16 protein-coding genes are annotated in these 18,466 nt (G+C 42.1%); 7 read left to right on the top strand and 9 right to left on the bottom strand.

Annotated elements, in window-relative coordinates; all coding sequences use genetic code 11:
• Window positions 1-85: 85 nt before the first annotated feature.
• Window positions 86-1,381: a sterol desaturase family protein gene (locus tag ACFFIP_RS01885; RefSeq protein ID WP_382385865.1), complete on the bottom strand. Its 1,296-nt coding sequence runs from the start codon at window positions 1,379-1,381 to the stop codon at window positions 86-88.
• Window positions 1,382-1,891: 510 nt separating this feature from the next.
• Here ACFFIP_RS01885 and argB point away from each other — a divergent pair.
• From argB to ACFFIP_RS01860, 5 genes are all read left to right on the top strand, one after another.
• Window positions 1,892-2,722: an acetylglutamate kinase gene (argB, locus tag ACFFIP_RS01880; protein WP_382385864.1), complete on the top strand. Its 831-nt coding sequence runs from the start codon at window positions 1,892-1,894 to the stop codon at window positions 2,720-2,722.
• A complete protein-coding gene (locus ACFFIP_RS01875; RefSeq protein ID WP_382385863.1) occupies window positions 2,719-3,921 on the top strand; it encodes an aspartate aminotransferase family protein in 1,203 nt (400 codons plus the stop codon). Before argB ends, ACFFIP_RS01875 begins: the two co-directional genes overlap by 4 nt.
• Window positions 3,911-4,954, top strand: a complete 1,044-nt coding sequence (gene argC, locus ACFFIP_RS01870; protein ID WP_382385862.1) for an N-acetyl-gamma-glutamyl-phosphate reductase — start codon at window positions 3,911-3,913, stop codon at window positions 4,952-4,954. Before ACFFIP_RS01875 ends, argC begins: the two co-directional genes overlap by 11 nt.
• Window positions 4,955-4,967: 13 nt before the next feature.
• Window positions 4,968-6,182, top strand: a complete 1,215-nt coding sequence (argJ, locus tag ACFFIP_RS01865) for a bifunctional glutamate N-acetyltransferase/amino-acid acetyltransferase ArgJ (protein WP_382385861.1) — start codon at window positions 4,968-4,970, stop codon at window positions 6,180-6,182.
• A 172-nt stretch (window positions 6,183-6,354) separates the two neighbouring features.
• The gene (locus ACFFIP_RS01860) at window positions 6,355-7,107 is read left to right on the top strand and encodes a CBS domain-containing protein (protein ID WP_382385860.1); all 753 of its coding nucleotides are present in this window, start codon (window positions 6,355-6,357) and stop codon (window positions 7,105-7,107) included.
• Window positions 7,108-7,313: 206 nt separating this feature from the next.
• Here the strand turns inward: ACFFIP_RS01860 and ACFFIP_RS01855 are convergent, their stop codons facing one another.
• The 6 genes from ACFFIP_RS01855 to ACFFIP_RS01830 all read right to left on the bottom strand — a co-directional run bounded on the left by ACFFIP_RS01855 (window position 7,314) and on the right by ACFFIP_RS01830 (window position 13,671).
• A complete protein-coding gene (locus ACFFIP_RS01855; protein ID WP_382385859.1) occupies window positions 7,314-8,561 on the bottom strand; it encodes an NAD(P)/FAD-dependent oxidoreductase in 1,248 nt (415 codons plus the stop codon).
• A 564-nt stretch (window positions 8,562-9,125) separates the two neighbouring features.
• Entirely contained in the window at window positions 9,126-10,124 is a 999-nt protein-coding gene (locus tag ACFFIP_RS01850) for a 4-hydroxyproline epimerase (RefSeq protein ID WP_382385858.1), read from the bottom strand.
• Between the two features lie 168 nt (window positions 10,125-10,292).
• Window positions 10,293-10,682 carry a type II toxin-antitoxin system VapC family toxin gene (gene vapC / locus ACFFIP_RS01845; protein WP_382385857.1) on the bottom strand — a complete coding sequence of 130 codons (390 nt, stop codon included), beginning with the start codon at window positions 10,680-10,682 and terminating at the stop codon, window positions 10,293-10,295.
• Window positions 10,679-10,873, bottom strand: coding sequence for a type II toxin-antitoxin system VapB family antitoxin (locus tag ACFFIP_RS01840; RefSeq protein ID WP_382385856.1), 195 nt, complete (start codon window positions 10,871-10,873; stop codon window positions 10,679-10,681). Before ACFFIP_RS01840 ends, vapC begins: the two co-directional genes overlap by 4 nt.
• 247 nt (window positions 10,874-11,120) lie before the next feature.
• The gene (locus ACFFIP_RS01835) at window positions 11,121-12,566 is read right to left on the bottom strand and encodes an aldehyde dehydrogenase (NADP(+)) (protein WP_382385855.1); all 1,446 of its coding nucleotides are present in this window, start codon (window positions 12,564-12,566) and stop codon (window positions 11,121-11,123) included.
• Between the two features lie 214 nt (window positions 12,567-12,780).
• Window positions 12,781-13,671 carry a dihydrodipicolinate synthase family protein gene (locus ACFFIP_RS01830; RefSeq protein WP_382385854.1) on the bottom strand — a complete coding sequence of 297 codons (891 nt, stop codon included), beginning with the start codon at window positions 13,669-13,671 and terminating at the stop codon, window positions 12,781-12,783.
• A 208-nt stretch (window positions 13,672-13,879) separates the two neighbouring features.
• Between ACFFIP_RS01830 and ACFFIP_RS01825 the strand changes: the two genes are divergently transcribed.
• Both ACFFIP_RS01825 and ACFFIP_RS01820 read left to right on the top strand, forming a co-directional pair.
• Entirely contained in the window at window positions 13,880-14,764 is an 885-nt protein-coding gene (locus ACFFIP_RS01825) for a helix-turn-helix domain-containing protein (RefSeq protein ID WP_382385853.1), read from the top strand.
• Window positions 14,765-15,065: 301 nt separating this feature from the next.
• A complete protein-coding gene (locus tag ACFFIP_RS01820; protein ID WP_382385852.1) occupies window positions 15,066-16,751 on the top strand; it encodes a DUF885 family protein in 1,686 nt (561 codons plus the stop codon).
• A gap of 112 nt (window positions 16,752-16,863) precedes the next feature.
• On the opposite strand, the gene ACFFIP_RS01815 is transcribed toward ACFFIP_RS01820, so the two are convergent.
• The gene (locus tag ACFFIP_RS01815) at window positions 16,864-17,703 is read right to left on the bottom strand and encodes a hypothetical protein (RefSeq protein WP_382385851.1); all 840 of its coding nucleotides are present in this window, start codon (window positions 17,701-17,703) and stop codon (window positions 16,864-16,866) included.
• Window positions 17,704-17,778: 75 nt separating this feature from the next.
• Window positions 17,779-18,195, bottom strand: a complete 417-nt coding sequence (locus tag ACFFIP_RS01810) for an outer membrane insertion C- signal (RefSeq protein WP_382385850.1) — start codon at window positions 18,193-18,195, stop codon at window positions 17,779-17,781.
• Window positions 18,196-18,466 lie beyond the last annotated feature (271 nt).

The raw sequence follows: 18,466 nt of genomic DNA, 5'->3' as shown, positions 1-18,466 counted from the left end.
ATCCGAACCTGCCTTTTGTTGATGGGAAATATATATACTTCTTCTGAGCTATAAGTTAGTCAATTATGATCGGTTTTGAAGGATTTTAGCTATCAAAATTCAAGTAATGCCTTGTTCCTATAGAAACCGATTTAAGTTTTTTTCCTTCAGTAGCAATAAAGCGGAAGGTCAACACCAAGGATAGCATAAAAAATACCGAAACCAATAGCGTTGCTCCCGGCAGGAATTCCTGTAAACCAAACCAACCTCCGTTCCAATAGATCAACCCCATACCCAATGAAAATCTGATTATTTCAGCAGGAATGGCCATTTTGGACTTATCCATCAAACTCGTATAAGCAAAAATAGAAACCATCAGAAAAATGGAGTATAGCATCACTTCCAAATACTGAAAACTGACAAAAGCAACCAATACATGGAAAACCATCGTAAAACCGACGACCAACTGCACCCATGACCAAACCTGTAATGACTTTGATGGCCGACTGTCGTACTTCACCTGATCAAAGGCATTTTTCCAATATTCCCAAGGATACTTTTCTGCTACATCCGCAGGTCTCCAACCTGTAGGCATAAACCAGATTCTTGCCTTATCCCACCAGTTTTTTGTCCTCCAGGCATCCATAATCAATGCCCACATATGCGTATAATTGATGATCAAAGGGTTCCATGTATTGACAGGTTTTTTGACCCCATAGACAGGTGGCTCTTCTGCCAACTCTTCCTGAAAAGTACCAAAAAGCTTATCCCAAAAGATAAATACCTGTGAGAGGTTTTTATCTAAATAAACATCATTGATGGCATGGTGTACCCTATGATGGGAAGGCGTAACCAAAATATACTCCAAGAAACCCATTTTGCCGATCAAGCGTGCATGATACCAGAATTGCGCAAAGAGATGAATAGGCGCTACAATGGCGACCACTTCCGCCGGCACGCCCAAAAAGGCCATTGGGATATATAAGAAGAAATAAATACCTACGATTGCAGAAACTGACTGTCTCAAAGCACAGCTTAGGTTAAACTCCTCGCTGCTATGGTGCACGATATGCCTGTTCCAAAATGCATTGATCTTATGATCGAAACGGTGACTCCAGTAGCCTACGAAGTCCATCCCAATAAATGCCACTACATAAACCAACCAAGTAGTTTCAATATGGAAAAGCGCAACCTTATCCACCATCCATCCATAGGAAACAATGGCTATGGATAGACCCATCAGGTTTTTCAAGGTATTGGTCATACCCGAACTCAGACTGGAAATGGTATCCATCCCATAGTTGACCTGACGTTTCATTTTTCGGGCAGCAAATTCTTCAATGATAATCAGAATCAGAAAGAAAGGTATGGCAAAGGTCAACGCCTTGGCATATAATTCCATGTATTTGGGGTTAATTGTATTCTGCAACACAAATTAATTCTGTATTCCCTATTTCCCAAAAGAATTGACATAATCTACATTGAAAAATAGAAAAAGCAGGGGCAAAAAATCTCCAAACAAATTCCCCTTGACTTTCCTGAAAACAATAGGATTAAAAAGTCACTTAATCACCCAGGCCAAAGGTATTCATAACATTCACATGGGGAAATACCTAATTTAGGGTATTTTTAAAAAAATTTGTTCAATTTATTCCTTGCATCATTCTGTTTTAAACTGACATGAACGACTGACAAAACTGACACATCGGTTGGAAAAATTTAACTTTTAGAAGTCAAAGTAGCACCCTGTAAAGGAATTTTGCACTAAACCGTAATTTAGAATAAAATTTCCCTTACATGGAATGGTATTTGTTTAATTAGGAAACAAACGTTCTTGGGATGGTTTTTTGAAATAAAATTTGGAAAACATATATCTCCCCTAAATAGAAATTTTCATTAAAATTTAACCAACATGCTTTCTTCCAAGCTTCTCATCAAATACGGTGGGAATGCCATGATCAATCAACAGTTACAAATTCAAATCGCACAAACCCTCAAACAACTCTCCGATACTGGACATGAGATCGTCCTGGTACATGGAGGCGGCCCCTTTATCAACAGGGCTCTTGAAAAAGCCCAAATAAACTCTGAGTTTATCCAGGGACAGAGACAAACCAGCCCTGAGGCTTTTAAAGAAATCCAAAAAACCCTCATTGGAGAAGTCAATGCCAACTTGGTCACCACTTTTTCGCAATATGGCGTAAAAGCCATCGGACTTTCGGGTCTTGACAATCAAACAGTCACTGTCAAACAAAAAAAATTGCAGCTATCCCTTAGTGATGGCACCAACAAAGAGGTTGACTTGGGCCGAGTAGGTGAAATTACTACCATTAACCCTGAATTGATATCTACACTCTCCCAGAACAAGTTCATACCTGTCATGGCAAGTATTGGCGCTGATCAGAATGGATTGGGCTACAATATCAATGCAGATGACTTCGCCGGCGAAATTGCCGCTGCCATAAAAGCCGATTATTACATCTCCCTTACAGATGTCGAAGGGCTTTATAGACATTACCCTGACCCCCATTCGATCGTCCGTACTATTTCCCTGCAGGAACTACCGCAACTCTATGGTTCGGTCATTCAGGGAGGTATGATTCCCAAAATCCAATCCTGTGAAAATGCCCTCAAAAAAGGAGTGAAAAACGCTGTGATCCTCAACGGTACCAAGCCAGAGCAATTGCTTCATTACTTTGAAACAGAGGAAAAAATCGGAACCACCATTAAAAAACAATCATGAAAAACATAGACCTACATACCAAAGACCAACAATATTATCTCCCGACTTTCAAAAGAATTCCACTCACCTTTGTCAAGGGAAAAGGATCCAAATTATGGGACATTGAAAATAAGGAATACACCGATATGCTGGCAGGCATTGCGGTCAACAACGTGGGGCATTGTCATCCAAAAGTAGTAGAGGCAATTCAGGATCAGGCCGCTGAGCTGATGCATATTTCCAACTTTTTTGTCAGCCCTGCCCAGGTAGCCCTTTCGGAATTGTTGGTGAAAATCTCCGGAATGGATCGCATATTTTTTACCAACAGTGGAGCAGAATCTGTAGAGGGGGCCATCAAGATTGCCCGCCGCTATGCGCATAGCAAAGGAAGAGGCGGTAAGATCATCTCGATGGAAAACTCTTTCCACGGAAGGACTTTAGCTACGATTGCCACTGGGCAACCTAAATATCAGGAGGGTTTCGGACCAATGCCAAGTGGATTTATACAAGTCCCTTTTAATGACCTTGAAGCACTCAAGAAAGAAGTCAACCAAGATGTGACCGCCATCATCCTGGAACCTATTCAAGGTGAAGGAGGGATAATCCCTGCTGAAAAACCTTATCTCCAAGCTGTCAAACAACTCTGTGAGGAAGAAGATATAGTCCTCATCTTTGATGAAATCCAATCAGGAATCGGCAGAACAGGGTATTGGTTTGCCAAGGATCTGTATGGCGTACAACCGGACATCATGACACTCGCCAAAGGCCTGGGTGGCGGCATGCCCATTGGTGCATTTCTCTGTAATGAAAAAATAGCAGGTAGTATCCAATACGGTGACCATGGAACCACCTTTGGCGGCAATCCAATGGCGACAGCTGCCTCTCTGGCAACCTTAAAAGTCATTGTGGAAGAAAATCTCCGACAGGCTGCCAAGGAAAAGGGCAATTGGCTTAAAGAAAATCTACAAGCGCTTCAAAAAAAATTCCAGATTATTCAAGATATCAGAGGAGAAGGCCTCATGCTGGGTATAGTTCTAAGTGTGCCAGCCATAGAAATCATGCAAAAATTATTGAAAGCGGGTTTTATCACCAACGCTACAGCAGGCAATGTACTGCGCTTGGTGCCACCTCTGAATATTGAACAAAAAGCATTGGAAAATTTCCTGACAGCTTTTGAACTGGTACTTATCCAACATGAAAAAGAAAACAATGAGCAATAGCATATACAAAGTGGCCATCGTAGGGGCAACAGGGTTTACAGGTTCAGAATTGGCCAGGATCCTTTGTCAACACCCTCATATAGAAATCAAATATATCACTTCAGAGAGCCATGAAGGAAAAAAATTCAGCGATCTCCATCCTCAGTTCCTAGGGATATTGGACAAAACTTTAGCTTCTTCCCAAGTCATCAAGGATGATGATATGGATGTTATTTTCCTGGCGCTACCTCATGGTATATCTATGGATTTCGTCAAAACCTTGGCATCACACAAAGCCAAAATCATTGACCTTTCAGGCGATTTTAGATTGAAAAGCCCTGAAGTATATGAAGCTTGGTACCAAAAGCAGCATGTTTTTCCTGAAGGATTCAAAAATGCAGTATATGGTTTGCCCGAACTATATGTGGACAACATAAAAGAGAGCAGGCTGATAGCCAATCCAGGTTGCTACCCTACCGCTTCCATCTTAAGCTTGGCCCCACTTATGGCCAATGGGCTAATTGAATCAGATTCGGTAATCATTGATGCCAAATCAGGCCTTACTGGTGCTGGCATCAAGGCCAGCGACACAACTCATTTCTCAAATGTGAATGAAAATTTCAAAGCCTATGGCATCGGAACACATCGGCATACAGTTGAAATTGAGGAACAACTTACTGCATTGGGCCAATCGGATGCAATGGTACAGTTTACCCCACATCTCCTTCCCGTAGATAGAGGCATATTGGTTACCGCCTATACCAAACCAAAAGGTCAAATGGATCAGGAAAAACTGGAAAAAATTTATAGGGATTTTTATGCAGACAAACCTTTTGTGAGGGTAAGAGAAAAGGCTCCTGGAATCAAAGATGTCAGGGGCAGTCATTATTGTGATGTCTTCCCCTATTGGGATCGAAGAACCCAAAGAATTATCAGTATCGCTGCCATAGACAACCTGCTCAAAGGAGCGGCAAGTCAGGCAGTCCACAATATGAATTTAATGCTCGGTTTGGAGGAAAAAACCGGGTTAACACAAATCCCATTAAGACCTTAACGCAATAGCAGTCATGATAAAAAATATAACCAATGTCAGGGGCATCAAATGTTGGGGTGCCCACACCGGAGTCAAATCCATGCGCAGGGATCTGGCCATTATCTATTCAGAAGTACCTGCTGCCGCTGCCGCAGTCTTTACCCAAAACAAGGTCAGGGCAGAACCAGTAGAAATCAGCGAAAAACATGTCAAGGAAAATAACCGTGCCCAGGTCATAGTCTGTAATGCCGGCAATGCCAATGCCTGCACAGGAGAACAGGGCAGACTTGGTGCTGAAGCTATGGTAAAAACAACGGCTGAACTCTTGAATATCCCACAGGAAGATGTGATTGTGGCCTCCACTGGGTTGATTGGTGAACGCTTCCCAACAGATGATGTAGTCAATGGGATCAAAGAAAACATCCACAAACTCTCAGACAATACCAAAGCCGGATCCTTTGTGGCCAATGCCATACTGACTACCGACACCTTTGCAAAAGAAGGTTTTGTGGAATTTCAACATGATGGAAAAACCATCAACTTGGGTGGTGTGGCCAAGGGCTCAGGAATGATCCATCCCAATATGGCCACCATGCTGGGATTCATTGTCACTGACCTGGACATAGATGCACAACTCTTGGACAAAGCATTAAGACACAGTGTAGACCGATCATTCAACATGATTACTGTAGATGGGGATACCTCTACGAATGATATGGTAGCAGTAATGGCCAATGGTTTGGCGGGCAATAAAAAAATCACCTCAGAAAAAGATCCCGGATATATTATATTCAGAGAAAAACTACAGGAAATCCTGACACATTTGGCCAAATTGATTGTCTCAGATGGAGAAGGAGCCTCAAAATTTATCGAATACAAGGTCTGCAAAGCCCGGTCTGGTGAAATAGCCCGGAAATTTGTACGGGCCATTTCCGACTCTACCCTTGTCAAAACAGCGATGTTTGGCAGAGATCCAAACTGGGGAAGGATTATCGCTGCTTGTGGCAATACCGGTCTTCATTTCAATTACAAAAAAGTCAATCTATTTGTCGGAGACAAAGACAAATTGGTACAGGTTCTGGACAAGGGCCAACCTGTTGATTTTGACAAAAACTATGTCAAAAAATTATTGAGAGACTCTCATATCAGGGTACACCTGGAACTCAACACAGGACAGGAATCCGGAGTGGGCTGGGGCACAGATCTCACCACCGATTATGTCATGTTCAACTCTGTTTACACAACATAAAATACAGAAAGGGCTTCAGTCACATATCTCATGACTGAAGCCCTTTTTATTTTTAAAGGATTATTGAGATAAGGATGACTGTTACTTTTCATCAAATTCCCGGTTCGGAAAAATGCTTACTTTGCCGTACTTTAAACCTTCGATAAACTCCTGAAAAAAAATCCCCTATTTGATGAAAGCCAGAATGAATTCCATGGACCGGCTTCGGTTACTTTTTGAAGAGCAGATCAATGTGATGCCCATTGCGGAAAACCTCATGCTTTTTGACCAATCTAATTTCCGGGAAGAAATGGAAAAACGAAATTTCCATTCTGCTATAGTCAATGTGGATGGGCAATGGATGAAATACGATGAAGGAGATAAAACACTTTCTGAAATAACAGAGGAGGACTGGATGGAAGCCGACACGCCTCTGCTAAAGGCTTTTCGTTTGTTGATCGAAAGAAGGCGGTATTTCATCAAAGATGAAGACGGTAATCCCGCATACATCGTGACCCGTACGGACTTGGATAAAATACCTATGAGAATCGGTTTTTTCGGGTTGATCAGTCTTTTGGAAACCCACCTGAAAGACCTGATCAGGAAGCAGCTTCCCCATTGGGAGGATAGCATCACGGCAAACCGATTGGGTCAAGCCAAGGAGCTATATGATTGGAAAAAAGCAAGAGGAGAAGAAATTGACTTGATCCAATGTTTGCAGTTTGGGGATTTAGGTTCTGTGTTTTCGAAAAAACAACGCTTCCGGAAATTTGAGCCTGATTTCAGCCGGGACAATTGGGTGGACATGATGAACAATATCGGAAGGTTGAGAGATGCATTGGCCCATTCCCAATCCCATTTGGGTTTTACTTGGGAGGAAATTGACCGTATGATCGTTTTTATCAGAGGAGTTATTGACCGGGAAGATCCGGTTTTTGAGGGATAAGACTTTATTTTTCAAATATTTCACAAATCTTCCAAAGACAAGCATCGATACTCTACCTGATAGTCAGAAAATGAAAGCAACAACTTGGCTGATTTTTCAATCATAAAATATCATAATTCAATATATTGTAACCCGCATTACTGTAACAGAAATTACTGTAATATTCTTTACAATAAAAATTTCCTTGAAATCAGAGAAACCCAGGATTAAAACCTCCCCACCTCAAAAGCCTTGATATCCATAGGCGACGCGTTGCCTTCATGAAGGTCAGCAAGGATTTTTCCGGTGGCAGGAGCCATGCTGACCCCCATCATGCCATGGCCTGTTCCAAACCAGACGTTATCATAACCTGGGGCTGCACCGATATAGGGCAGACCATCCGGTGAACATGGTCTGAGACCTTTCCAAATCTTTTCGCCTTCAGGGAATTTTGACTGAAAACTAGGGTAATATCGGTTGATGGATTCAAAAATTCCTTTTACCCTGTTGATGTTGATGGATTCGTCTATTCCGGCTATTTCCATGGTACCTCCAAAGCGAACCTGCTGTCCATAAGGACTTACCGCCACTTTCATTTCAGTAAGGATAGAGGCCTGTAGGATTTCAGGTTGGTTGTCCTGCATAAAACTATAGCCCTTACCGCCCATCATGGGCAATTTGAATCCTAGCTTTTGGGCCAATTCCGCCGACCAAGCTCCGCCGCAAAGAATGACTTTTTCTGCACTCAAACTTCCTTCTTCCGTGAGTACTGCGGTGACCTTGCCAGCATGTTTTTCAAAACCTAACACTTTACGGTTGGGAAGGAATTTGACGCCTTTTTCCGATAGATATTTTTTCAAAAACCTGTACAGGTTTGACGGAGAAAGGTGGGCATCCCCTGGAAACAATACTGCTCCGCGGGCTTTCACTTCCAAATTGGGTTCCACCTTTGCAATATCCGCAGGGCTGAGTACTTCTGCATCCAGACCATGCTGACGTGCCAGATGAGCAAATTCAATTTCTTCTTTTTCCACCTCTGCTGTTTGATAAATCATCATCAAACCTTTTTCAGCCATTTCCAGATCTACAGCATCCTTATGGGCAGTTCTGAATTCCTGATAAAGCGCTTTGCTGAGGAGGGAAATGTTTTTCAGATAGGGGATGGATTTTTCCACATGGTTGGCGTTGGCTGAGCGGTAAAACAGCCAGGACCATTCCAGGAGTTTGCGGTCAAGTCTTGGATGGATGTAAAAAGGGCTTTTGGAAGAAAACATCCAGGCAATTCCCTTAGCAATCATCCCAGGTGCTGAGAGCGGGATAATATGGCTGGGAACGATCATGCCCGCATTTCCTGTAGAAGTGGTATCCTGCATGTCACTTTTGTCCACAATAATCACTTCTACCCCCTGTTCGCTAAGGTAGTATGCTGAAAAAAGGCCGAGAACGCCTCCGCCGATGATGATGGTTGGTTTCATATACAATTGCACGAAGTACCATGTACAAAGTACCAAGTAGGCCGACCCATTGGTAGTACTTTAATACATTTTTGAAAATGAAAGATAAGGATTTTGGTGGTTTCCTATACCTTATTTTTGATAGGCGAAGGTAAGTTTTTCACCAATCAACCTAGTGATGTAGGTTGACGAAAAATGGTAGGAAATTGACATGTTAAAAACTACAAAACCCGATTTCTTGCAATGATGGCACGCTGATGATGCGGATTGAGCTGATCTTCGCAGATTTTATTCAGATATCCCCCTTTTGCCTTGGTTCTTATTCCCACCCCGCATCCTGGCCTCCCGAATCGCTTTGCTATCGGGACAGGCTGTCGCTAAATCCCAATAGCAATCGGGACCAAATCATTTCGAAATCAGCCTTTCGACATCCGACTTTTCTTAATGAATTTCTTAATTCCATTAACTTCTAAATGGTTCAAATTCCAATATCCGACTTCCACCTTCCGAAATTCTTATCTCTTGTTTCTTGATTCTTGCCTCTTGTTTCTAAACTCTCGCTTCTAATCTCTCGCCTCTAATCTCTCAAATCACCTGAAATCCATACACATACGGATCATCGTCATCCATGATAATCGTATTGTAGCCATAGATTTTCGCCCAACCTTCTATGCTCGGCACAATGGCCGGCTTTCCTGCAATTTCCGTAACTTCTTCTATCCTACCCGTGAATTTCGAGCCAATAAAACTCTCATGGATAAAGTCTTCTCCAGGCTTCAACCAACCTTTGGCAAACCACTGGGCCATGCGCGCAGATGTTCCCGTACCACAAGGAGAGCGGTCTATGGCCTTGTCTCCATAGAATACAGCATTTCGGGCTGTGCTGCTTTCATCCAATGTTTTTCCTGTCCAAAGTACATGGGAAAGTCCTTTTATCTGAGGGTGTTCAGGATGTACAAACTCATATTTTTCATTCATCTTCTGCCTCAGGTTGCGGGCCATAGAAATCAACTGCTCGGCTTTATAATGCTCCAAGCCGGGGAAGTTTTCCTGAGGATCCACAATGCAATAAAAATTCCCCCCATAGGCCACATCCACGGTGAGTTTACCCAATTCTTCGATTTCTATCTCCAAAGCTTCAGCGGCCAGAAAACTCTTGATATTGGTCAATTTGACGGACGTTACCTTGTTGCCTTCCTGTTTGTATTCCACTAAGACCAAGCCCGCCGGTGCTTCCATGCGAAGGAAACCAGGCGTCTTGGGCGTGATCAATCCTTCTTCAATGGCAATGGTAATGGTACCAATGGTACCATGTCCGCACATCGGCAGACAACCGGAAGTTTCGATGAACAACACGGCAAAGTCATTTTCAGGATCATGGGGAGGAAAAAGCATAGACCCCGACATCATATCATGTCCGCGGGGTTCAAACATCAGCCCCGTACGGATCCAGTCCAAGTTTTCCAGAAAATACTGCCGCTTTTCGAGCATATTGTTGCCTTTAAGGAAAGGAACACCACCGGCCACTACCCTGACCGGATTGCCACAGGTATGGGCATCAATACATTGGAAAGTTTTTTTCATACTTTGAAATGAAATATGGGTGAAATATAATGGAAATAAGGTGGGAATAATTTGTAATAGTACTATCTGTCAACTGGCTATTCACTCAATTAATCAATCCCTATAGTGTTATGTACATAGCATCCCAATTCAACATGTATGAGGTTGGCTTTTAGGAATGGGTTTATTTTAAATGCTTCTCAAACCAAGATGTGCTTCCATGACCTGAAAATCTTTTTCTGCATGCAAAAGACTGATATTATTGGCAATACAGAAAGTAGCTATAATCACATCAATAGTTTTTCTGACCGTTACCCCTTTTTTTCTCATGACTCTATAATGCTCTGCTGCAAGTAAAGCCGTTTCTTTATTGATTAACGTGAAATAGGGCAATGATTCAAGTGCCGTTTTAGCCTTTTGAAATTGGGAATCATTCTTGAATCCCTGCAATACCTCCACCCATATCAAATCCCCTGAAACAACGACTTGATTGCCCAATAACTGGTAGAGCTTCTCGACATGTTCAGCATCTTTTCCGTTAAAGAAATCTATCCAAACCGAAGAATCTACCAGTATCATTGGTCCAGCCTCATTTTTTCAAGATTTCCTTCCCACTTGAGTTTACCTCTTAAACCCCTGATTTTCTGTTGTTGGTATAATTGTACGATTAGCCTCAAACCTTCTTCAACCGTCGCTTTTTTGGTTTTTATTCCGGTAACCTTCATGGCTTCAGCCAATAAAGCCTCATCTATTTCTATATTCGTTCTCATATGTGTACGTTTTTATCAAATATACACATTTTTTACCTGCCGCAGAAAATACAAGGGGGTTAACTTATGTATGATGGAAATAAATGGAAATATTATTACCCTCTTCGGCACTGTCCAACCAATTCTCCAATCACTAAATCAACTTTCTCGAAAATCCTCTCTCAATATTTCGCGAAGCTTATTTCTACTTATTTCTCTTCCAGCATATTTCTACAATATTTCACCCTTGGGAATATTTCCAATAACATTACCGCTTAAATTCCCCATCCACCATTCTCCAAATACCCAAAGGATTCTCCTCTCTTAGGGCATTCGGAAGCAATTCATGCGGCATGTCCTGGAAGGCTATTGGTCTTGCAAATCTTTTGATGGCATAGGCTCCAACAGAAGTGAAGCGGCTATCTGTGGTAGATGGGTAAGGTCCTCCATGCTGCATGGCATAACCCACTTCCACGCCGGTGGGGACTCCCTTAAACAATAACCTGCCGCATTTTTCCTCCAATTGGTTGATCAGGTCCACCTTTTTGGCCAATTCATCTTCCTCGCCCCAAAGGGTAATGGTCAACTGCCCGTGCAGTCTTTGGGCAATGGCATACAATTCATTGAAATGTTCATACACTACCATCAAAGCAAAGGATCCAAATACTTCCTGCTGGAAATGTTCGTCTTCCAGCCAATCCGAAGCTTTTATTTTGGCCAAAGCAGGATAAGCCTTGATCAGGTCTTTGGCTTCCGCCACCTGCACCCATTCAAGTTCTTTTCTCCCTTGAAGGATTGCCAGGGCATTATAATAAGAAGCAGCGATACCTTCATGCAACATGGGGGCTGCTGTAATGAGCTCCAGTTCATTTTTCACCGCTTTGGCAAATTCCTCCGCATGGATGTCAGGCACCATAATCAGACCAGGGTTGGTGCAAAATTGACCTGCACCTAGGGTAAGTGAAGCGACAAACTGTTTGGCAAGGGCCTCCATATTGTTCCCCAATTTTTCTTTCAGCGCAATGACAGGGTTGACTGAACCCATTTCCGCAAATACAGGAATAGGTTCTTTCCTTTGGCTCGCAGCATCGAAAAGGGCTTTACCTCCGGCAAATGATCCTGTAAAGGCCACCGCTTTGGCAGTTGGATGCTTCGCCAAAGCCTGTCCAACCTCAATCCCTCCTTCTACATGGGTGAAAACGCCAATCGGTAAAGTGGATTCAATCACAGCTTTATGGATAACCTGTCCCACTAACTTAGATGTTTCCGGATGAGCAGGATGGGCTTTATAGATCACCGGGCAGCCTGCCGCCAAAGCGGAAATGGTATCACCTCCCGCCGTAGAAAAGGCCAAAGGGAAATTACTGGCTCCAAAAACCACTACCGGTCCTAATGCGGTTAAAAAGCGGCGTATATCAGGTTTAGGCGCAGGCGCTCTGTCTGGATCCGCATGGTCAATCACAGCTTCTACCCAACTTCCTTCCTCTACCAAATTGGCAAAAAGTTTGATCTGACCTACCGTTCTCCCCAATTCCCCAGTGATCCTACCTTCCGGCAAATTGGACTCTTCCGACGCCATTGGAATCAAACTGTGTTTTTCCGCCTCCAGTCCTTCCGCTATTTTCCTCAAAAAAGCAGCTTTGTCTTTTCCTGAGATGTTTTTATAGTGCAAAAAAGCTTCTTGGGCGGACTGGAAAATTGGATCTAGGTTCATGGTATCTTTTTGTCAGTTAATTCGAAATAAGGTTGAAATAGGGTAGAAATATAATTGAAATAGGCTGCAAATCGAAGTTTAAAACCAGAAAGTGAAAGAAAAGTCCAATTATTCAAAAGAACTTTCAAAAATCAAATATCCTATTATCGCAAAGTCAACATCTTCATATATCCAACCCTCTTATATCTTATGTCTTGAGTCTTAAATCCAGTCTTCAAACCACCGGTCTATGCTCCAATCCCCTCTTGATGATATTTTCCACCTTCACCCTTTCTTCTCCTATCAAGGTCAACCTTGGAGCCCTTACCCATTCGGAGCCTATACCGGCCATCTGCTCAGCTAATTTGATGTACTGCACCAGTTTGGGATGGATATCCAGTTCCAGCAAAGGCAAAAACCAACGATAGATTGTCAAGGCTTCATCATATTTTCCAGCTTTTACCAAGTTGTACACGGCCACAGTTTCTTTCGGAAAGGCACAGACCAATCCGGCCACCCAGCCATCAGCTCCCATCACCAATTCCTCCATGGCCAGGGTATCTACCCCACAAAGAATTTTGTAGCGGTCACCAAAGCGGTTTCGCATACGGGTCACATTCGAAATATCCCTGGTGGATTCTTTAATAGATTGAATATTCTCACATTCTGCCAACTCTTCAAACATGGAAATGGTCACCAGTGTCTTATAATCAACAGGGTTGTTATAGATCATAATGGGCAAATCAGTGCTGTTGGCTACCGCTTTGAAGTAGGTTACCACTTCTCTATGGTCTGCTGCATATCGCATCGGAGGCAAAAGCATCAATCCCGAGGCACCCATTTCCTTGGCCTTTTCTGCCCAAAAAATAGCATCTCTGGTAGCGCCTTCTGCGATGTTGAGGATTACAGGAACTTTGCCATTGATATATTTGACTGTTTCAGTGGTCAGTTGGATTTTTTCTTCCAAGGACAATACCGAGGATTCTCCCAATGTACCCCCAAGAATGATCCCATGCACCCCTGCATCCAATTGGGCATCGAGATTTTTGAAAAACATATTCATATCCAAGCTACCATCTTGGTGAAACTTGGTGGTTACTGCCGGAAATACGCCTTGCCAGTTCATAATATTTTTTTTAAATTGATGATTCAAAACTACAACCTAGTCCTCCTGAATGCTTATACTGTTTTAATGTTTACTAATACCATATTGACCCAATAAAGGGAATTGTCAAAAAATCGTATTAATATTATATCAAAATTCTATAGCTAACAGAGTGGGTAACAAAAAGCCTATCCTCTCGCACACCTTACATATTGGCAAAGCATCGGATATGAGCCGCAAAATTATTTCCTTCCAAATCCCAAAATCCAGCAAGGAATTTGTCCGATTCCAAGTGGATGCGGGTAAACATTTTTATGACAAACTCCATCAGCATCCACAGTGGCAGCTCACCTTAATCGTCGAGGGGAAAGGTCAGCTAATGGTTGGGGATTATTTGGGGAGGTTTGAGCCCGGTGACATGTTTCTGTTTTCGGCCAATATGCCGCACGTATTCCGCTCGGATGCAGAGTATTTTGATCCAAATACAGACAAGCAGTCCTTAGGGCATACCTTGTTTTTTGATTTTGAGGCATTGGGAAAAGGCATGATAGAAGTAGAAGAGTTTGCCGGTCTGAACCAATGGCTACAACAGACAAAGGGCTGCTTTGCCATACAAGGGAGCACCAAAAAGAACATCAAAAAGAACCTGATGGATTTTTCCGGATTAAAGGGATTAAAAAAAATACTTACGGCATTGGAAATATTGAATGTCCTACAGGAATCACAAGAACTCACTGCTTTAAACAGGCTCATTCCCCAAAAGGACTTTACAGAATCTGAAGGTAAGCGCATGGGGCAGGTGATGTCCTTTATTCTTTCCCAAAGCCAAAATCAAATCAGTTTAAGTGAAGTGGCAGATGTGGCCAACTTAAGCAAAGAAGCATTTTGCAGATTTTTCAAAGAAAGGACAGGGAAGACTTTTACAGAATTTTTGACACAGGTAAGGATTCACCAAGCCTGCCAACTCTTACAAGAAAGTGAATGGTCGATTTCGCAGATTGCCTATCAAAGCGGTTTTCAGAATCTTTCCTATTTCAACAGGGCATTTAAGAAAGTTCAGGGTGAAACCCCGAAGGTTTTTAGAGGTAGACTTACCCAAGTTACGCAACATTAAAACATGACGTAAATCTCTTATTCACACATTTTCAAAGGGAGAAACCAAATTCTCCTTTTTACCACCCATCAATCCTGACAAACCTTTGGTCAACAGGGTATTAGTTTTTTAGCCTTGAATAAGAGAACTTACTTTTTGAAATATGAATCGGAAATAAAATTGAAATATAGCCTTGCTGAATTATTACTCCGGTGAAATACTCATGTTTTGACTTGGGCTGAAGATCAAATGAAATATTTCAACTTTGTTTCAATTTATTTCTACATTATATCCACTGAGCCATATTCAAATCGTTTCCACTATGAAAAAAAGTTTACTTTCCTTTGTACTATGTATCCTCATTCTGGGAAATTCACTTGCCACAGAGCTTTATCCCGCCATCAGCAGTTATCAGGCAGATAGAGGCGCATTGGCCAGAAAGTACAACAACCCACTTTCGGACGAATACTTTCAGCGCTTTGACAAACTTTATAAAGACTGGCTCAAATCCCTTGAAAGCATGCCGTATGAGTCCTTTTCTTTGGATGGAAAAATGGATTACCAACTCTTCAAAAACCATTTGGAAAAGGAGCTATTTTTCCATGGGCTGGCCTATGATGATTTCAAGCAAGTCAGTCATGTAGTGGATTTCAAGGCAGATCTGGAAAAGTTTTACCAAACAAGGAGATTGGCGGTGAAACCCAGTGCACAGGAAATCGCTGCCACCTTCGCCAAAACCGAGGTCAACATCAAAGCCAAATGGGAGGCCATGGAAAAAACCAAAGCTTTTGATTCATGGCAAAAGGCAGACCTAGCGGCCCAAACAGTAGAAGCTTTGCGTAAGAGTACCGAGGAAGCCTACAACTTTTACTATGACTATGACCCGGAGTTCACCTGGTGGATGAAAAAACCCATGGAAAGCATGAATGAGGTGTTAAGGGCATATTCGGTATTTTTAAAAAATCATTTCGAAAATACAGTTGTAAAAGATGATGGCTCAGGAATCATAGGTAAACCAGTAGGCAAGTTGGCCATAGAGAAAGAATTGGCCTACAACATGATCCCTTATACGGCAGAAGAATTGCTCAAAGAAGGAGAAAAGCAATATGCATGGTGTGAAGCGGAAATGATCAAAGCTTCGCAAGAACTTGGTTTTGGCAGGGATTGGAAAGCAGCCCTCGAACATGTAAAAAACAGTTATGCCCCTGCCGGGGAATGGCCTCAGATGGTGACTGAAATGGCGGAAGAAGCCATTGAATTTTTGGAATCAAGGGACTTGTTGACCATACCGGATTTGGCCAAGGAAACGTGGAGGACGACCATGATGTCTGCGGAAAGGCAGAAGGTAAGCCCTTTCTTCCTAGGCGGGGAAACCATCATCATTTCTTATCCAACTTCCACCATGACTCATGAGGAAAAGATGATGAGCATGCGGGGCAACAACCCCCATTTTTCCAGGGCAACCGTTCAGCATGAACTTATTCCGGGGCACCACCTGCAGCAATTTATGAACCAAAGGCATTTCCCTCACAGAAGGGTATTCAATACGCCTTTCTGGGTAGAGGGCTGGACCTTATATTGGGAGTTCAACCTTTGGAATAAAAACTTCCCAAGAAATGCAGAGGATAGGGTCGGCATGTTATTTTGGAGAATGCACCGTGCAGCGAGGATTGTCTTTTCGCTGAACTATCACTTAGGCAAATGGACGCCACAGCAATGTATCGACTTCTTGGTGGACCGCGTCGGCCATGAACGGGCCAATGCAGAGGCTGAAGTAAGAAGGTCTTTTGAGGGAAGTTATGGTCCCTTATACCAATTGGCCTACATGATCGGAGGACTACAGGTATATGGTTTGAGAAAAGAAATGGTAGAAGGTGGTAAAATGACCGAAAAAGAATTCCATGATTTCTTTATCACCCAAAATTACACCCCTATTGAGCTGCTCAGAGCAAGAATGAAAGGGGATATTCCAAAAGATTTCAAAAGCACCTGGAGATTTTTGGATTGAACTGAACAAAACCCTCCAAGGGTCTGGAACCCTTGGAGGCAAAATTCTATTCCAGCATTACTTTAATTTTTAAACTCCAATAAAGAAAGTAAAAGGAGTATAATGAACAAGTTTATCGGAGGACAACAGGCTTGGGATCGTTTACATAGTAGGTAAAACCAATAAGCTCATCATTTATTTCTTTCACGATCCTCTTGACTGTTACCACATTGATCAACACAGAATCACTTGCCGTAGGTTTTTGCTGAGAAAACAGAAACAAGTCTTCTCCATGAATTATGAATGAATTATCCACGGGAAGATGTCTGTAAGCAATAGTCCCAAAGTTCCTTTGGTTTTCAGGCTTTAAATTGCTCTTGGGAATCACTACCAATTGAAAGAAAACAGAGTCTGAATCAACTTCCTTCTGAAAACGTATGGTATTCAATTCGCTTAGTGACAACTCCACATTATAATCTACAATCCTTGCAGGTTTGGGAAGTTGGTCAAATTTCAATACAAACTTCTTTGTCTTCTTAAGGTCAATAAACTCCCATTCAAAGTAATTTGGAGTTTTCGCCTGACCTATTAAATCCCATGCACCATTGAGGTAAAAATCCGAAAAGTCACAATCAGAAGCAAAACTTCTGCACATTTCTATTCCGTTAACTTTACTGTTGGCGCAAGCAAAGTCAATCATAGTGCTAAACCTTTCTCCTGACAAGAAAAATCGATTTTCCCCCAACAAACCAAGAATAGAACCCTCAGTATAGCTAAACTCTCCATCGGTATGCATGTCCCAAGAAAAGGCAGGTAAGACCTCAATGTCAGAATCCCTAACATAAATTACTTCCTCCGGTAAATCTTCTGGAGATAGTGAAATTGGTTTCAGGATATCATCATCTCCCGAAAAACCTGTGTCACAAGAACAAATAGCTAACAGTAGAAACAAATAAACTAAACAAGATCTCATTTCAACTAAATTTATTCAAAATTAGTAAAAATTAACTGACCCTCCAAGGGTTTGGAACCCTTGGAGGGTTAAAGCTTACCTAAAAGTATACTTCAAACCAATCCCTGCCCGAAAATACGTTCCCCTCTCATTGGGGAATATTGGGCTGGCTTCCATCAAGAATCCGAAATTTTTGGCAGTGAAAGGCTTAACCAAAACGCCTAAAGGCACCCCAAGATAGAAACCATCTCTATCACCTTCTGTTCCCAGGTGAAAACCACTGTAGAAGTTGACATCGGAGCTTTGGACAAAGTTGTAGCCAAAGGTACCCTCTACACCCACTCTGCCTCCAGCCGAAATCCTGGCTTCTCCAAATATCTTGCTGTCAGGATCGGTACCTATGGAGGCAAAAGTTGCAGAACTTAATCGGTAAACACCAGCTGAAATCTGGGCTTGAGCATGAATAACAGTTGCGAAAAAGAGCAACATCGAAAATACAAGTAACTTTTTCATAAGTATAAATAGTTGGTTTACCTCCATCTTAAACAAAGACCAGACCAAACTGAAAAAATCTCAAAATCCAAATCTCAAAATCCAAGAAGAAAAATCAACGGCCTAATATTTTATTAGTAATTGGTGATTAGTGATTTGTTATTGTTAATTTAATGCCGTTAAGTTAAGGAATGTGATTAAATAGATTTGTAATTCATTGAGTATTTCAGTTTAGCTCTGAATTTCCGCTTGAATACCTGGTTTCTTCTTGAATATTCTATTTTGGAAGCGA

It is taken from the genome of Fontibacter flavus (genome assembly GCF_042432905.1).
Taxonomy (GTDB): domain Bacteria; phylum Bacteroidota; class Bacteroidia; order Cytophagales; family Cyclobacteriaceae; genus Fontibacter; species Fontibacter flavus.
The sequence above is the reverse complement of the archived record's forward strand: the minus strand, read 5'-3'. Positions and strand labels throughout refer to the sequence as shown.

What these genes read in the sequence shown, in the direction of transcription:
- ACFFIP_RS01885 (WP_382385865.1), bottom strand. Translation starts at nt 1,381, where the DNA reads ATGGAATTATATGCCAAGGCGTTGACCTTTGCCATACCTTTCTTTCTG.
- argB (WP_382385864.1), top strand. Translation starts at nt 1,892, where the DNA reads ATGCTTTCTTCCAAGCTTCTCATCAAATACGGTGGGAATGCCATGATC.
- ACFFIP_RS01875 (WP_382385863.1), top strand. Translation starts at nt 2,719, where the DNA reads ATGAAAAACATAGACCTACATACCAAAGACCAACAATATTATCTCCCG.
- argC (WP_382385862.1), top strand. Translation starts at nt 3,911, where the DNA reads ATGAGCAATAGCATATACAAAGTGGCCATCGTAGGGGCAACAGGGTTT.
- argJ (WP_382385861.1), top strand. Translation starts at nt 4,968, where the DNA reads ATGATAAAAAATATAACCAATGTCAGGGGCATCAAATGTTGGGGTGCC.
- ACFFIP_RS01860 (WP_382385860.1), top strand. Translation starts at nt 6,355, where the DNA reads ATGAAAGCCAGAATGAATTCCATGGACCGGCTTCGGTTACTTTTTGAA.
- ACFFIP_RS01855 (WP_382385859.1), bottom strand. Translation starts at nt 8,561, where the DNA reads ATGAAACCAACCATCATCATCGGCGGAGGCGTTCTCGGCCTTTTTTCA.
- ACFFIP_RS01850 (WP_382385858.1), bottom strand. Translation starts at nt 10,124, where the DNA reads ATGAAAAAAACTTTCCAATGTATTGATGCCCATACCTGTGGCAATCCG.
- vapC (WP_382385857.1), bottom strand. Translation starts at nt 10,682, where the DNA reads ATGATACTGGTAGATTCTTCGGTTTGGATAGATTTCTTTAACGGAAAA.
- ACFFIP_RS01840 (WP_382385856.1), bottom strand. Translation starts at nt 10,873, where the DNA reads ATGAGAACGAATATAGAAATAGATGAGGCTTTATTGGCTGAAGCCATG.
- ACFFIP_RS01835 (WP_382385855.1), bottom strand. Translation starts at nt 12,566, where the DNA reads ATGAACCTAGATCCAATTTTCCAGTCCGCCCAAGAAGCTTTTTTGCAC.
- ACFFIP_RS01830 (WP_382385854.1), bottom strand. Translation starts at nt 13,671, where the DNA reads ATGAACTGGCAAGGCGTATTTCCGGCAGTAACCACCAAGTTTCACCAA.
- ACFFIP_RS01825 (WP_382385853.1), top strand. Translation starts at nt 13,880, where the DNA reads ATGAGCCGCAAAATTATTTCCTTCCAAATCCCAAAATCCAGCAAGGAA.
- ACFFIP_RS01820 (WP_382385852.1), top strand. Translation starts at nt 15,066, where the DNA reads ATGAAAAAAAGTTTACTTTCCTTTGTACTATGTATCCTCATTCTGGGA.
- ACFFIP_RS01815 (WP_382385851.1), bottom strand. Translation starts at nt 17,703, where the DNA reads ATGAGATCTTGTTTAGTTTATTTGTTTCTACTGTTAGCTATTTGTTCT.
- ACFFIP_RS01810 (WP_382385850.1), bottom strand. Translation starts at nt 18,195, where the DNA reads ATGAAAAAGTTACTTGTATTTTCGATGTTGCTCTTTTTCGCAACTGTT.